Here is a 13665-nt window from a genome sequence, read left to right as displayed (position 1 = left end):
GGTTGGCCGGGTGAAACCTATTCTGGTTACGGGCGGCGCCGGGTATATCGGTGCCCATGCCTGCAAGGCCCTGTCGCAGGCGGGATATCTTCCCGTCTGCTATGACAACCTTTCAACCGGATGCGAACAAGCGGTGAAGTTCGGCCCGTTCGAGCAGGGCGACCTGTCGGATCGCACCCGTCTGGAAGAGGTCTTCGCCCGTCACGCCCCGATTGCCGTGATGCATTTTGCCGCCTTTTCGGACATCGGAGAGGCGATGCGCGATCCGGCGAAATACTGGCGCAACAACGTGGGCGGGTCGCTGAACCTGATCGAGGCGGCGATCGGGGCCGGGTGTCTCGATTTCGTCTTCTCTTCGACCTGCGCCACATACGGCGAACAGGATGGCGTGACCCTGGATGAATCCTGCCCTCAGGCACCGATAAATGCCTACGGGGCCAGCAAGCGCGCGATCGAGGACATGCTTGGGAATTTCTCGGCCAGCCACGGTCTGAACCATGTGATCTTCCGCTATTTCAACGTTGCCGGCGCCGACCCGGACGGCATGGTCGGCGAGGCGCACGACCCGGAGACGCATCTTATCCCCCTGATGCTGCATGCCATTCAGGGAAAGCGCGATGCGCTGACCGTCTATGGCACCGATTACGATACACCCGATGGCACCTGCATCCGCGATTACGTGCATGTCTGCGATCTGGTCGATGCCCATGTGCTGGGCCTGAAATGGCTTGAGGCCGGCAAGGGCAACCGGGTGTTCAACCTGGGCACCGGACGCGGTTTCTCCGTGCGCGAGGTGATCGAACATTCGGCCATTGTGACCAATCGTGCCGTTCCGGTCATCGATGGCAAGCGGCGGCCCGGCGATTGCACCGCGCTGGTGTCAGGCAGCACCCGCGCCAATGCCGAACTTGGCTGGACACCGCACCGTTCGACCCTTCAGAACATGATCGCGGATGCCTGGCGCTGGCATGAATCCGACGGTTACGGCGGATGAGCCAGCAGGCCACATGAGCGCCCTCTGGCGCGCCTGGCGGGCCTATCGACTACGCTGGAAGCGGCGTTACCTGCTGTCGCGGGCCGTGCGCAAGCGTCATCAGCTGAAACCGCTACAGGACCGCACGGCGCAGATTGAACCCGGTCAGATCCTGCTGTTCTGCACCCTGCGCAACGAGGCGCTGCGCCTGCCGTATTTCCTGGATCATCACCGGGCCTTGGGTGTCGATCATTTCCTGTTCGTGGACAATGACAGCACCGATGGCACGGCTGATCTTCTGGTGGGGCAGCCGGACGTATCGCTGTGGCACAGCGGCGACAGCTACAAGGCGTCACGCTTCGGCATGGATTGGCTGGGCTGGCTGCAACTGCGCCACGGGCACGGGCATTGGTGCCTGACGATGGATGCGGATGAGATCCTGGTCTATCCCTTCCATGACTCGACCGGCCTGCGCGGGCTGACCGCATGGTTGGACAGCCGCGGCTGGCGTGGGTTCCGGACCCTGATGATCGACCTCTACCCCAGGGGGCCGCTGCGCGATGCCGCCTATCGGCCCGGCCAGGACCCGACCGAGACGATCCCGTGGTTCGATGCCGACAACTTCACCTTCCACCCCCGCCCCGAGTTGCAGACCCTGCTGGCGCGGGGCGGCGTGCGGGCGCGGTATTTCTTTTCCAGCGCCCCGGAACGCGCGCCGACCATGAACAAGACGCCGCTGGTCAAATGGGACCGCCGCTTCAGCTACCTCGATTCCACCCATTCGCTGCTGCCGCCCCGGATGAACCGCACCTATCCCGAACCGGGCATTGCCCGCCCCACGGGGGCGTTGCTGCACACCAAGTTCCTGAACACCATCGTGGCGAAATCGGCCGAGGAAAAGCAGCGCAAGGAACACTTCGCCAACAGTGCGCTTTACGATGACTACTACGACGGCCTGATCGCCAACCCCGATCTCTGGGTGCCGACGGCGCAGCGGTACGTGGGCTGGCAACAGCTTGAAACTCTTGGGCTCCTGTCGCGCGGTGACTGGTCCGGCCCCGAGCGAGACGTTGATTCGGCCAGGCAGCTGCGCTAGTCTGGAAGGCGCAAGAGCGGGAATATGGCCTTTGGTTAACCGTGCATGCACACAAGCTGTGTTAAGCGCAGGAGCATTGGCCTTGGCAGGGAATATCCGTGGGCGCGATTGAGTCATATCGGCTGAGACTGCGTCGGCGCAGGATGCTTTGGCGGGCCTTTCGCAAGCGGCGCGAACTGACCCCCGTGCAGGACCGCACCGCCGCCATCGGATCGCGCGACATCCTTCTGTTTTCCACCCTGCGCAACGAACGTGTCCGCCTTCCCTATTTCCTGCGCTATTATCGCGAGATGGGGGTGGGGCATTTCCTGCTGGTCGATAACGGGTCGGACGATGGTTCGCGCGAATACCTGGCCGAACAGGGCGACGTGTCGCTGTGGCATACGACGCGCAGCTATCGCAAGGCGCGCTATGGTGTCGATTGGATGAACCGGCTCTTGCGGGTGCATGGCCAGGGCCACTGGACGCTCAGCGTCGATGTCGATGAATTCTTCATCTATCCCTTCTGCGACACGCGGCCCATCGGCGCGCTGACCGATTGGCTTGACGCGAGCGGCGTGAAATCCTTCGGTGCGATGATGCTGGACATGTATCCCAAGGGCCCGCTTTCGGCGCATCGCTATCACGAAGGGCAGAACCCCATCGAGATTGCCAATTGGTTCGATTCCGGAAACTATACGATCACCAAGAACCAGACCCACGGCAACCTCTGGATTCAGGGCGGCCCCCGGGCGCGGGCATTTTTGGCAGGCAAGCCGGCCAAGGCGCCAGCGCTCAACAAATTGCCCCTCGTGAAATGGGATCGTCGCTATGCCTATACCAGCTCGACGCACATGATCCTGCCGCGCGGCCTGAACAAGGTCTATGACGAGGATGGCGGCGAGAAGACCTCGGGCATCCTGCTGCATGCCAAGTTCCTGGATACCATGGGCCAGAAGGCCGAAGAGGAAATCCTGCGGCGCGAACATTTCGCCAATGGCGCCGAATACAAGGCCTATCACGCCCGGCTCAAGGCCGAAGACCCCGATCTCTGGTGCAAGTGGAGCGAGAAATACATCAACTGGCGGCAGCTGGAAATCCTGGGCCTGATGTCGAAGGGAAACTGGGCGTGACCGTCGGTTTCGTGATGATGTGCCATGATGCGCTGGACCGTGCGGCGCAGGTCGCGGCCCATTGGGCGCGGGCGGGGTGCCCTGTCGTCGTTCATGTCGACCGGCGGGTGTCGCGGGATCTGTTCGACGGGTTGCGCAATGATCTGGCGGCGTTCGACAATATCCGGTTTTGCGAAAGGCACGCCTGCGAATGGGGCACATGGTCGCTGGTGGCTGCCGCGCAAAGCGGGGCCGAAATGATGCTGGCCGAATTCCCCAAGGTGCGGCACGTCTATCTTGCCTCGGGTTCCTGCCTGCCGCTGCGCCCGATTGCCGAGCTTCGCGCCTACCTGGCCGCCCGCCCCGACACCGATTTCATCGAAAGCGTGACGACCCAGGATGTACCCTGGACGGTTGGCGGGCTTGACCGCGAAAGGTTCACCCTGCGGTTTCCCTTTTCCTGGAAACGGCATCGTCGCCTGTTCGATGCCTATGTCAGGCTGCAACGCCGCCTGGGGCTGAGACGCCGGATTCCCGACGAGATCGAACCGCACATGGGGTCGCAATGGTGGTGCCTGACCCGCCAGACCCTCAGCGCGATCCTGAACGATCCACGCCGCGCCCTGCACGACAGGTATTTCCGCCGGGTCTGGATTCCGGACGAAAGCTATTTCCAGACCCTTGCGCGGCTATACTCCGACCGGATCGAAAGCCGGTCGCTGACCCTGTCCAAGTTCGACTACCAGGGCAAACCGCACATCTTCTACGACGATCACCTGCAACTTCTGCGCCGCTCCGACTGCTTCATGGCGCGCAAGATCTGGCCTCGGGCCGAAAGGCTCTATTCCAATTTCCTGTCCGACAACCTGGCCAGCGAAAGCCGGGCCGAGCCGAACCCCGGCAAGATCGACCGCATCTTCGCCAAGGCGATCGAACGGCGCACGCGCGGGCGTGCAGGGCTTTACATGGCCAGCCGCTTTCCCAAGGACGGGTGGGAAAACGGCAAGACCTGCGCGCCCTATTCGGTGTTTCAGGGGTTTGGCGATCTGTTCCAGGGGTTTGAGCCATGGTTGCACAAGGCCACGGGTGCCCGGGTGCATGGCCACCTCTATGCCCCCGACAGGGCCGAGTTTACCGATGGCCACAAGATCTATGCCGGTGCCTTGCCCGATACGGCGGCGCTGCGCGACTACAATCCGCGCGCCTTCCTCAGCAATCTTGTCTGGAACACCCGCGGCGAACGGCAGTGTTTCCTGTTCGGCCCGCGCGATCAGCAGAAGATTGTCGAATTCCTGGCCGAAGACCCGAACGCCAGCATTTCGATCATCACCGGGGCCTGGGCGGTGCCGCTGTTTCGGGCGAACCGGGATTTCGCCGATGTGCGCCGGGCGGCGGCGCGTCTGCAACAGGTGGAATCGCGCCAACTGGCCCATCTGCGCCGGATCACCACCAAGGCGCGGGTGCGCATCTGGCCCATGGCCGATTTCGTCGATGCCCCGATGGAACCGCTGCAATCCATCATCGACGAGATCGGCCCCCGCGCCCCCCGCCGGCTGACCGAGGCGCCGCAGATGCACGATCTGACCGGCTTCGGGCAGTTTCTTCAGAACCTCAAGAACCAGGGCATGCAGCCCTATCTCATGGGGGATTTCCCCAGCGGCGACGAAACCGATGCCGCCACAACGCCGGAATGGCGCAAACCCTATCTCGTAGGATAACAGATGGCCCCGAAATTCGATTCCTTCATCCTGCTGGCGGAAATGCGCACCGGCTCGAACTTTCTGGAGGATACGTTGAACACCCTGCCCGGGCTGCGCTGCTGGGGCGAGGCGTTCAATCCCGCCTTCATCAGCCACGCCGGGCAGCAGGAACAGGCGGGCGTCACCCTGACACAGCGCGAGGCCGATCCGCTGCTTCTTCTGGATGCCATCAAGGCCCGCACCGACGGCATCGCCGGGTTCCGTTTCTTTCACGATCACGATCCGCGCATCCTGGCCCATTGTCTGCCCGATCCGCGCTGCGCCAAGGTGGTGCTGACGCGCAATCCGCTAGACAGCTACGTCTCGCGCGAGATTGCCCGCGAAACCGGGCAGTGGCGGCTGGGCGACATGAAGACGGCCCGCACTGCCCGCATCATGTTTGACGCCGATGCCTTCAACCGCCATCTCGCGCGGCTCCAGACCTTTCAGCAGGATCTGACCCGCGCGCTTCAGGTTTCGGGGCAGACGGCGTTCTATATCCGTTACGACGATATCAACGACATCGATATCCTGAACGGCCTCGCCACCTTTCTCGGGGTCGAGGCGCGGCTGGATCACACCAGCGACCGCACCAAGGTGCAGAACCCCGGCACCCTGCGCGAAAAGGTGGTGAACTATGATGCCATGGTCGCCACCCTGTCATCGCACGATCATTTCGACCTGGGCCGCACGCCGAACTTCGAGCAAAGGCGCGGGCCTAGCATTCCGGGTTATCTTCTGGCCGCGGAAAGCCCGCTGGCCTTCATGCCGATCCGTGGCGGCGCCGAAGACCGGATCACCGAATGGCTGACTGCGCTGGACGGGGCCGCGCCCACATGCCCCGAGATGACCCAGAAAGACCTGCGCAAGTGGAAGCGCCAGAACCCGGGCCACCGCAGCTTCACCGTGGTGCGCCATCCGGTCGCGCGGATACATGAGGTGTTTCACCGCCACATCCTGCCCGCGGGTGACGAGGCCTTTGGCGATCTCCGTTACACCCTGCGCGATCGCTATGACGTGCCCCTGCCCGAAGACGGCATCGCCGATGCGGACACGCGGCGCGCGGCTTTTTTGGGGTTCCTGAAATTCGTCAAGGGCAACCTGGGGGGCCAGACCAGCATCCGCACCGATCCGGCCTGGGCCAGCCAGTCGGTCATCGTGCAGGGCATGGCGCAATTCATGTCACCCGACATGATCCTGCGCGACACGGCGCTGGAACAGGGGCTGTCGGCCCTGGCCGGACAGATCGGCAAGGCGGCGCCCGCCCTGCCCGGGGAAGACACCGCCGCCCTGAGCCGGATCTATGATGACGAGATCGAGGCCGCCGTGCGCGACATCTATCAGCGTGATTACATGATGTTCGGCTACCGCGCCTGGAGTCAGGCGGCCTGACGGGTCGCCAGTTCGGTCAGGATGGTGTGCAGGACGGCCGGGTCGTCATTGGCCCGCAGTTTGGCGCAAAGCGTCTGATCGCGCAGGGTGCGCGAGACAAGCGCCAGCGCCTTCAGATGCTCAACCCCCGCATTGGACGGGGCAAACAGCGCAAAGACCAGGTCAACCGGCTTGCGGTCGGCGGAATCGAATTCCATCGGCCGTTCGATCCGCAGGAAGACACCGCAGACCTTGCTGGCATCGTCCAGCCGCGCATGGGGCAGGGCGATGCCGTGGCCCACGGCCGTCGGCCCCAGGCTTTCGCGTTCCATCAATGCCTCGACAGCCCGTGTGGCGGGCAGGCCGTGAACCCCATGGGCCAGGTCGCCAAGCTCCTGGAACAGTCGCTTCTTGCTGGTCATGGCGCCCACGACCCGGATTGCCGAGGGGCTGAGGATATTGGAAATCTGCATGTTGTCCTGTCCGACCGGGTGTCGGCCACCCGGCCGCACCCTGTTACTTCGCCGTGCCCGGATCGATCCACCCGATGTTTCCGTCTTCACGACGATACACGATGTTGACCCCGGCGTCCTGTTTTTCGTTCCGGAACACCAGCACTGGTGCGCCTGCCAGCTCCATCTGCATCACGGCCTCACCGACGGAAAGGCTCGGAATCTTCGTTTCCATTTCTGCGATGATCATCGGCGCCAGGCTGTCCGGCTCTTCTGCCTCATCGTTGTCGTTCGCGGCGAGGATATACGAGGAGGCGCCGGAAAGTTCAACAGGCACCACGCGCTCCTTGTGGTGGTCCTTCAGGCGGCGCTTGTAACGGCGCAGCTGCTTCTCCATCTTTTCGGTGGCACTGTCGAACGAGGCATAGATTTCGCCCGCCCGCCCGCGTGCCTGTACGGTCAGGCCCGTGGACAGATGCACGACGGATTCACAGATGAATTCATGGGCGTCCTTCGAAAACACGACAAGGGCATCGGTGGGCCGACCGGGATACTTGCCGATCATGCCGTCCACTTCGGTCTGGACGTGGGTTTGCAGCGCTTCGCCGATGTCGATCTGTTTGCCACTGATTTGATATTGCATCATGCCTCCTGGGTTGCCGAAAAAAGGGCGGCTGCCGCTGCCTTCGCAACGGATGCCGCCTTTGCCGAAAGTGGAACGTATGAACAGTGGGATGGGCCGAGTTCCCGCCGGGCGGGACGCGTCGCAGATCCTGTGGTGGTTGGTACGGTTCCTGTCATCCCGACCATTTGGCGCCCCAAATGTCAGTTCTGTCAATGGAAACCGTGACACAACCCAGGCGGGAATCAGGAAATTCGAAATCCCTGCCCAAGATAGACGCGCTGGACGTTCTCATCTCTGATCACCTCGTCGCTGGTGCCGCTCATCAACACATGTCCATCATGTAAGATATAGGCGCGGTCAACGATTCCAAGGGTTTCACGGACGTTGTGATCGGTGATCAGCACGCCGATGCCCCGGGTTTTCAGATCGGCCACCAATCCGCGTATTTCGGCCACGGCGATCGGATCGACCCCGGCGAAGGGTTCGTCAAGCAGAACGTATGACGGATTGGCGGCCAGGCAGCGGGCGATCTCGACCCGCCGCCGTTCACCGCCCGAAAGGGCGGGCGCGGGGGTGCGCCGCAGGTGGGTGATCGAGAATTCGTTCAGCAGGTTTTCAAGCTTCTCGTGCTGCCTGGTGCGTCCGCTGGTGCTGATCTCGAGGATGGAAAGGATGTTGTCCTCGACGTTCATGCCGCGAAAGATCGACATCTCCTGTGGCAGGTATCCGATGCCCAGCTTGGCACGCCGATACATGGGCAGGCGCGTCACGTCGCGCCCGTCGATGATGACCTGCCCGCCCTCGGGCTGCACCAGTCCGGCGATGGAATAGAAACATGTCGTCTTGCCCGAACCGTTCGGCCCCAGAAGCGCCACCACCTCGCCGCGCGCCAGATCAAGGGTCACGTCGCGGATCACCGGCCGCTTGCGATAGCTTTTGCGCAGGTTGCGGATCTGCAGGCCACCGGAGGATTCGGTGACCGTCAGCCGGGGCCGGTCGGCGGGCATCAGTTGCTGCCGGGCTGGAACACGGTGCGCACGCGCCCCTCAAGCGTACCGGTGCCGGTGTTCAGGTCGATCACCAGCGAATTGGACGACAGCGCCGTCTGCCCCTGGGTCAGGATCACGTCGCCCGTCATCACCACGGTGCCCTTGTCGATGGAATAGACCGCCTCGCGCGCCTCGGCGGCCTCGGCCCCATTCACCAGCGTCACCCCGCCCGAGGCGTGCATCTCCGAGATCCGCCCCGCCGCCCCTGCGGCATAGATCACCCGGACCGATCCCGCGCTCAGCCGCATTTCGCCCTGGGTGACCAGGACATTGCCGCTGAACATCGCCGTGCCGTCCGACTGGTCGATCTGGAGGCTGTCCGACGCCACCTCGACCGGTTGCGAGGTATCCTGTTTCAGCCCGCCGAAATCGATGCCGGTGCCCTGGGCCATGGCAGGGGCCTGCCCGAGTGTCAGCATCAGCATCATGGCCGTTAGTGCGATCCGCGTCATTGCCCGCCTCCCTGCGTTGGCTGCGGGCGGTATATCAGGTGAACACCGCCCTTGAAAACAAGAACATATGCCGGCCCCTCGCCGCCGTCGCCCTGGCGCAGCGCCATCTGCCCGGCCTCAAGATCGCCCATGGGGCCGCGGGCGGTGATCGCGCCGGTGGTTTCCACGTCGGTGGCGTCCAGCGCCGCGCTCAGCCCCGCGGTGTCGATCACATAGCCGGTCGAGGTTTCGATGCGCACCCCACCCTCCATGTCGGCCCTCTGGGCGGCGGTGTCGATCACGCCGCTGCCGGCCGTCATCGCCAGGATGCCGCCATCCGGGGTTTCGACCCGGGCGCGCAGGGTCCTGGCCGTCACCCGCTCGGCCGTGTCGGGCCGGGCGCTTTCGGCGGCCATGGTGATGGCGGTGCCATCGCGGGTCATGCCGGAATAGTCGGGGCTTTCGATCCGCTGTTCCCGCAGGATCGCGGCCACCTCGACCTCGGAGTAGGGGATGGCGCGCTCGGGGTCGGCCTTGCGCGACACCAGGAACAGGGTCGACAGGATGGCAAGCGCCACCAGCGGCAGCACCACCTTCAGCCAGGCCACCAGCCGGGAATGGAAATTGTCATAGCTGGCCAAAACCGTGATCCCGCCTTGTCTGCGGGGTTATCTATACCCGAACCATGGCCTGCAAAAGGGGATGCGCGCCAAACCGCTGTCAGTGGGCGAAAATATCGATCTCGGGCCAGCCGGCCAGGTCCAGGGCGGCGCGGGTCGGCAGGAAATCGAAACAGGCCTGGGCCATCTCGCTGCGCCCCTCGCGGGCAAGCCGCTTGTCCAGCTGCTTGCGCAGGGCATGAAGGTGCAGCACGTCCGAGGCGGCATAATCCAGCTGCGCATTGCTCAGCTTTTCGGCGCCCCAGTCGCTTTGCTGCTGATACTTCGAGATATCCACGTCCAGCAGTTCCTGCAGCAGGTACTTCAGCCCGTGCCGGTCGGTGTAGGTGCGCACCAGCTTGCTGGCGATCTTGGTGCAATAGACCGGTGCCGTGACCACGCCAAAGGCGTTCAGCATCGCGGCAATGTCGAACCGGCCGAAATGGAACAGCTTCAGCACCTCGGGGTCGGTCAGCATCCGGCACAGGTTGGGCGCCTCGGTCTGGCCCGGCGTGACCTGCACGAGATGCGCGTTGCCGTCGCCCCCCGACATCTGGATCAGGCACAGCCGGTCGCGGTGCGGGTTCAGCCCCATGGTCTCACAGTCGATGGCCACCACCGGCCCAAGGTTCAGCCCGTCGGGCAGATCGTTGCGGTAAAGATGATTGGCCATGTGCACCCCCTGCGTTTCGCGCCCCGTCATAGGCGCAGAAACCCCGCCGCGCAATCGCCCTGGCGGCACCCGTCGCCCCCACGGCCACAATCCCGCCGGACAACCGGTCAGAGCCCGTAGTGCGCCTTAAATCCCTTCCGTGAATGGTGGTGCGCACAAAAGCAGATGCGCCAACCCTTTTCCTTGCGGGCGTCATGGGCTATCAGGCGCCGTCATCCGACATCAAGGAGTCCCCAGATGGGTTACAGAATCGTCGTCGCCGGCGCCACGGGCAATGTGGGCCGCGAAATGCTGAACATCCTGGCCGAACGCGGCTTTCCGGTCGATGAGATCGCGGCACTTGCCTCGCGCAAATCTCTCGGAACCGAGGTCAGCTTTGGCGAAACCACCCTCAAGACCAAGGATCTCGACACTTTCGATTTCACCGGCTGGGACATGGCGCTTTTCGCCATCGGCTCGGACGCGACGAAAACCTATGCGCCCAAGGCGGCCGCGGCCGGCTGCGTGGTGATCGACAACTCGTCGCTCTATCGCTACGACCCGCAGATCCCGCTGATCGTGCCCGAGGTGAACCCCGACGCGATCGAGGGGTATTCCAACCGCAACATCATCGCCAACCCCAACTGTTCGACCGCGCAGATGGTTGTCGCGCTCAAGCCGCTGCATGACCGTGCGCGCATCAAGCGGGTGGTGGTTTCGACCTATCAATCCGTTTCCGGCGCCGGCAAGGAAGGCATCGACGAGCTGTGGGACCAGACCAAGAGCATCTACAATCCCACCGACGACAAGCCGGCCAAGAAGTTCACCAAGCAGATTGCCTTCAACGTGATCCCGCATATCGACACCTTCCTCGATTCCGGTGACACCAAGGAAGAGTGGAAGATGGTCGCCGAGACGAAGAAGATCGTCGATCCCAAGATCAAGGTCACGGCCACCTGCGTGCGTGTTCCGGTCTTTGTCGGCCACTCCGAGTCGATCAACCTCGAGTTCGAGGATTTCCTGGACGAGGACGAGGCCCGCGACATCCTGCGCGAGGCGCCGGGCATCATGGTGGTGGATAAGCGCGAAGACGGCGGATACATCACGCCGGTCGAATGCGTCGGCGATTTTGCCACCTACATTTCGCGCATCCGCCAGGACAGCACCATCGAGAACGGCCTGAACCTGTGGTGCGTGTCGGACAACCTGCGCAAGGGTGCCGCCCTGAACGCCGTGCAGATCGCCGAGCTTCTGGGCAACCGGATTCTGAAAAAGGGCTGATGGCCCGCGCGCCTGCCCGGCAATGCGCCGGGCGGGCCGACGATTCGCGCATCATGGCAAATGCCTTGCGCGACAGGTGGTAACGCGGGCGAAATGGCGCTTGCGAGGCGGCGCGCCGGTTTGAAAATCACTGCCCGTATTTCCGGAAAAAGAAGTGAAAACAATGTTCTGCGCGGTGACTAACCGGATCGCGCCGATTGGATATTGTTCCGTAAGCTCTCGGAAATGAATGCCAGGCTATAACTTCCGAACGACCTCGGACAATGTTCGGGAGAGGGACGGACGTGCAGGGCTGTTTTCGGTGACTGACGTGCAGGGGTGCGCGGCGGTCGTCAGGCCGATCAGCATGTCGCGCGTCGGATGGTTCGCCGGGCCGTGTTTTCGGGCCGCATCATCCATCGGGGCATTCGAAACGATGCTCCCGCCCCGGGCCGGGCCCGGAAGGCAAATCAAAGGAATTCAGCTGAAACCATTTCCCCCGCGGCTGCGTGCCTGCGCCGTGGGGGATAACCGGAGGACGATTCATGCAGCACATAGCGCGTCTTGTCAGCGAAACCATCCTGCCCGGCCTTCTGGGCTTCTGTCCGCCGCAGGCCGGCCCGGCACCATCCGCCCTTTGTCGCGATGAACTGGTCACACTTTTCGCGCAAGAGCTTGGGTATGACCGGGACTGACCCCCGCGCCATGGACGATCGCGGCGACGATGCCGTTCTCTGGCAATCGCTTGCCCAAAAGGCGCGTCAGCGACGCTGCGCTGCGCTGAACGCGGTCCGGATGCCGGTTCTCAACATCTTCTGGGACGGTCGCCCGCCCCGCCAGGCCCATACGGTGGTTGCGCAGATGTCCGATCTGCGGGTGCGCATGGGCCCCCGGCGGCAGTTGCTGGCCCCCATGACTGTCTAGCGGGGCCGGATGCAGTGTGTGTCAAAATCCGGGGCCACGTTAGCCGCGCCAGGCTGCCCCAAATCGGGCAGGGCCGGTTCTTTCCCGCCCCCGCCCGCAAGGCGTTTCACGCGCCGCTTGTCACAGCGAGACGAACTTCCCGACCGTCGGGTCCAGCGCCCAAAGCCCGCCTTCCCCGATGTCGGTCCACAACCCATGGAGGCTGAGCCGCTCTTCGCGCACCGCTTCGGCCACGAAGGGGAATGTCATCAGGTTCTCAAGCGAGATCTTGACGGCGGCCTTCTCAAGCTCGCCACGGCGGGCGGTGTCGTCGCCGCTGGACAGATTCTCGAAGCCGGGGCGCAGGATGTCCATCCAGCGGCCGATGAAGCTCGATTTCTGTTCCAGGTCGGGGGCGTTGCCCGAACACATGTCGTAACAGCCCTGGACGCCACCGCAGTTGGAATGGCCCAGCACGATGACATGGGCCACCTTCAGGGCGCTGACGGCATATTCCACCGCGGCCGAGGTGCCGTGGTGATCGCCGTCGTCGGTGAAGGGCGGCACCAGGTTGGCGATGTTGCGGTGAATGAAGAATTCGCCCTGATCCGCGCCAAAGATCGAGGTGACATGCACCCGGCTGTCGCAGCAGGAAATCACCATGGCGCGGGGGCGCTGGCCCTCGTCCGCAAGGCGACGATACCAGAACTTGTTCTCGCTGAACGTCGTGGCCTTCCAGCCGTGATACCGCTGAATCAGATATCCGGGAAGCGGGCGGACATGTTCCATCTTTCGACCCCTTTGCCTGTGGTGATGCCCGATCATGTAGTGCGATTTCTCATGGAATTCGAGCGATTTCTGCCAAGCACCGACAACGAATTGTTGAGCCTTCGGGGCGAGGCTGCGGGCGGGGCAGAAAGGTGGACGGGATGAGGAACACGGATCGCGTGGCGACGCTGCGACCGGTAGAACCGGTATCGATCGATACCGATTGCCTGGCGCGGTTGCGCGCCGCGGGCGGCGAAACCCATGGCGAGGGGCGGCTCGGCGAAACCCTTGAGGATTTGGCGCTTGGCCTGTCCCGTGTGGGCGGCGCCTATCGGCGGGGCCGGTTCGATGACATCCGGCGTGAATGCCTGGCCATCGGCCGGATTGCCGGGCTGATCGGGCTGGACCGGATGGCACGCGTGGCCCAAACCTCGGCGGCGCTGTCGGTGGCGGGGGATGGCGTGGCACTTTCGGCCAACCTGGCGCGGCTGATGCGCATGGGCAACGACGCCCTTGGCGCCATCTGGGACATCCAGGATCAGAGCATGTAGCCACCGCCAAACAGGGCTTGCGGGGGGGCACGGGCCGGTTAGGGT

General features: G+C 63.6%; 16 protein-coding genes. 9 read left to right on the top strand and 7 right to left on the bottom strand.

Annotated features, from left to right (window positions below; all coding sequences use genetic code 11):
- Positions 1–10: 10 nt before the first annotated feature.
- The 5 genes from galE (at position 11) to H7828_RS04805 (ending at position 6291) form a co-directional block, all read left to right on the top strand.
- Entirely contained in the window at positions 11–994 is a 984-nt protein-coding gene (galE, locus tag H7828_RS04825) for a UDP-glucose 4-epimerase GalE (RefSeq protein WP_226779873.1), read from the top strand.
- Positions 995–1007: 13 nt separating this feature from the next.
- Positions 1008–2069 (top strand): glycosyltransferase family 2 protein, encoded by a 1062-nt coding sequence (locus tag H7828_RS04820; RefSeq protein WP_226779872.1) that lies wholly within the window; start codon positions 1008–1010, stop codon positions 2067–2069.
- Positions 2070–2167: 98 nt separating this feature from the next.
- Complete coding sequence (locus H7828_RS04815) at positions 2168–3181, top strand: glycosyltransferase family 2 protein (RefSeq protein ID WP_226779871.1); 1014 nt, start codon at positions 2168–2170, stop codon at positions 3179–3181.
- Entirely contained in the window at positions 3178–4878 is a 1701-nt protein-coding gene (locus tag H7828_RS04810; RefSeq protein ID WP_226779870.1) for a beta-1,6-N-acetylglucosaminyltransferase, read from the top strand. The genes H7828_RS04815 and H7828_RS04810 overlap by 4 nt, the downstream gene beginning before the upstream one ends.
- A gap of 3 nt (positions 4879–4881) precedes the next feature.
- Positions 4882–6291, top strand: coding sequence for a nodulation protein NodH (locus H7828_RS04805; protein ID WP_226779869.1), 1410 nt, complete (start codon positions 4882–4884; stop codon positions 6289–6291).
- Here the strand turns inward: H7828_RS04805 and H7828_RS04800 are convergent.
- The 6 genes from H7828_RS04800 to H7828_RS04775 all read right to left on the bottom strand — a co-directional run bounded on the left by H7828_RS04800 (position 6279) and on the right by H7828_RS04775 (position 10159).
- Positions 6279–6743: a PTS sugar transporter subunit IIA gene (locus H7828_RS04800; RefSeq protein WP_226779868.1), complete on the bottom strand. Its 465-nt coding sequence runs from the start codon at positions 6741–6743 to the stop codon at positions 6279–6281. The genes H7828_RS04805 and H7828_RS04800 overlap by 13 nt on opposite strands.
- Positions 6744–6786: 43 nt before the next feature.
- Entirely contained in the window at positions 6787–7365 is a 579-nt protein-coding gene (hpf, locus tag H7828_RS04795; RefSeq protein WP_226780360.1) for a ribosome hibernation-promoting factor, HPF/YfiA family, read from the bottom strand.
- 224 nt (positions 7366–7589) lie between these two features.
- A complete protein-coding gene (gene lptB, locus H7828_RS04790) occupies positions 7590–8354 on the bottom strand; it encodes an LPS export ABC transporter ATP-binding protein (RefSeq protein WP_226779867.1) in 765 nt (254 codons plus the stop codon).
- The gene (locus H7828_RS04785) at positions 8354–8848 is read right to left on the bottom strand and encodes an LptA/OstA family protein (RefSeq protein WP_226779866.1); all 495 of its coding nucleotides are present in this window, start codon (positions 8846–8848) and stop codon (positions 8354–8356) included. Before H7828_RS04785 ends, lptB begins: the two co-directional genes overlap by 1 nt.
- Entirely contained in the window at positions 8845–9468 is a 624-nt protein-coding gene (locus tag H7828_RS04780; protein ID WP_226779865.1) for a hypothetical protein, read from the bottom strand. The genes H7828_RS04785 and H7828_RS04780 overlap by 4 nt, the downstream gene beginning before the upstream one ends.
- Positions 9469–9547: 79 nt before the next feature.
- Positions 9548–10159: a ribonuclease D gene (locus tag H7828_RS04775; protein WP_226779864.1), complete on the bottom strand. Its 612-nt coding sequence runs from the start codon at positions 10157–10159 to the stop codon at positions 9548–9550.
- A 237-nt stretch (positions 10160–10396) separates the two neighbouring features.
- Here H7828_RS04775 and H7828_RS04770 point away from each other — a divergent pair, with 237 nt between their 5' ends.
- The 3 genes from H7828_RS04770 (at position 10397) to H7828_RS04760 (ending at position 12322) form a co-directional block, all read left to right on the top strand.
- Positions 10397–11419 carry an aspartate-semialdehyde dehydrogenase gene (locus H7828_RS04770; protein ID WP_226779863.1) on the top strand — a complete coding sequence of 341 codons (1023 nt, stop codon included), beginning with the start codon at positions 10397–10399 and terminating at the stop codon, positions 11417–11419.
- A 524-nt stretch (positions 11420–11943) separates the two neighbouring features.
- Positions 11944–12093 carry a hypothetical protein gene (locus H7828_RS04765; RefSeq protein ID WP_226779862.1) on the top strand — a complete coding sequence of 50 codons (150 nt, stop codon included), beginning with the start codon at positions 11944–11946 and terminating at the stop codon, positions 12091–12093.
- On the top strand, positions 12080–12322 hold the full coding sequence (locus H7828_RS04760; protein ID WP_226779861.1) for a hypothetical protein: 243 nt from the start codon (positions 12080–12082) through the stop codon (positions 12320–12322). Before H7828_RS04765 ends, H7828_RS04760 begins: the two co-directional genes overlap by 14 nt.
- Positions 12323–12442: 120 nt before the next feature.
- On the opposite strand, the gene H7828_RS04755 is transcribed toward H7828_RS04760, so the two are convergent.
- Positions 12443–13090 carry a carbonic anhydrase gene (locus tag H7828_RS04755; protein ID WP_226779860.1) on the bottom strand — a complete coding sequence of 216 codons (648 nt, stop codon included), beginning with the start codon at positions 13088–13090 and terminating at the stop codon, positions 12443–12445.
- 140 nt (positions 13091–13230) lie between these two features.
- Here H7828_RS04755 and H7828_RS04750 point away from each other — a divergent pair, with 140 nt between their 5' ends.
- Complete coding sequence (locus tag H7828_RS04750) at positions 13231–13620, top strand: hypothetical protein (protein WP_226779859.1); 390 nt, start codon at positions 13231–13233, stop codon at positions 13618–13620.
- Positions 13621–13665: the final 45 nt, after the last annotated feature.

Source organism: Oceaniglobus trochenteri (assembly GCF_020529025.1).
GTDB lineage: Bacteria > Pseudomonadota > Alphaproteobacteria > Rhodobacterales > Rhodobacteraceae > Oceaniglobus > Oceaniglobus trochenteri.
Note: the sequence above shows the minus strand (reverse complement) of the source record. Positions and strands in the feature narration are given on the sequence as shown.

Bases quoted from the DNA above. Each gene is read 5' to 3' on its own strand.
- H7828_RS04820 (WP_226779872.1), top strand. From the start codon at position 1,008: ATGAGCGCCCTCTGGCGCGCCTGGCGGGCCTATCGACTACGCTGGAAG.
- H7828_RS04805 (WP_226779869.1), top strand. From the start codon at position 4,882: ATGGCCCCGAAATTCGATTCCTTCATCCTGCTGGCGGAAATGCGCACC.
- H7828_RS04800 (WP_226779868.1), bottom strand. From the start codon at position 6,743: ATGCAGATTTCCAATATCCTCAGCCCCTCGGCAATCCGGGTCGTGGGC.
- hpf (WP_226780360.1), bottom strand. From the start codon at position 7,365: ATGCAATATCAAATCAGTGGCAAACAGATCGACATCGGCGAAGCGCTG.
- lptB (WP_226779867.1), bottom strand. From the start codon at position 8,354: ATGCCCGCCGACCGGCCCCGGCTGACGGTCACCGAATCCTCCGGTGGC.
- H7828_RS04785 (WP_226779866.1), bottom strand. From the start codon at position 8,848: ATGACGCGGATCGCACTAACGGCCATGATGCTGATGCTGACACTCGGG.
- H7828_RS04775 (WP_226779864.1), bottom strand. From the start codon at position 10,159: ATGGCCAATCATCTTTACCGCAACGATCTGCCCGACGGGCTGAACCTT.
- H7828_RS04770 (WP_226779863.1), top strand. From the start codon at position 10,397: ATGGGTTACAGAATCGTCGTCGCCGGCGCCACGGGCAATGTGGGCCGC.
- H7828_RS04765 (WP_226779862.1), top strand. From the start codon at position 11,944: ATGCAGCACATAGCGCGTCTTGTCAGCGAAACCATCCTGCCCGGCCTT.
- H7828_RS04760 (WP_226779861.1), top strand. From the start codon at position 12,080: ATGACCGGGACTGACCCCCGCGCCATGGACGATCGCGGCGACGATGCC.
- H7828_RS04755 (WP_226779860.1), bottom strand. From the start codon at position 13,090: ATGGAACATGTCCGCCCGCTTCCCGGATATCTGATTCAGCGGTATCAC.
- H7828_RS04750 (WP_226779859.1), top strand. From the start codon at position 13,231: ATGAGGAACACGGATCGCGTGGCGACGCTGCGACCGGTAGAACCGGTA.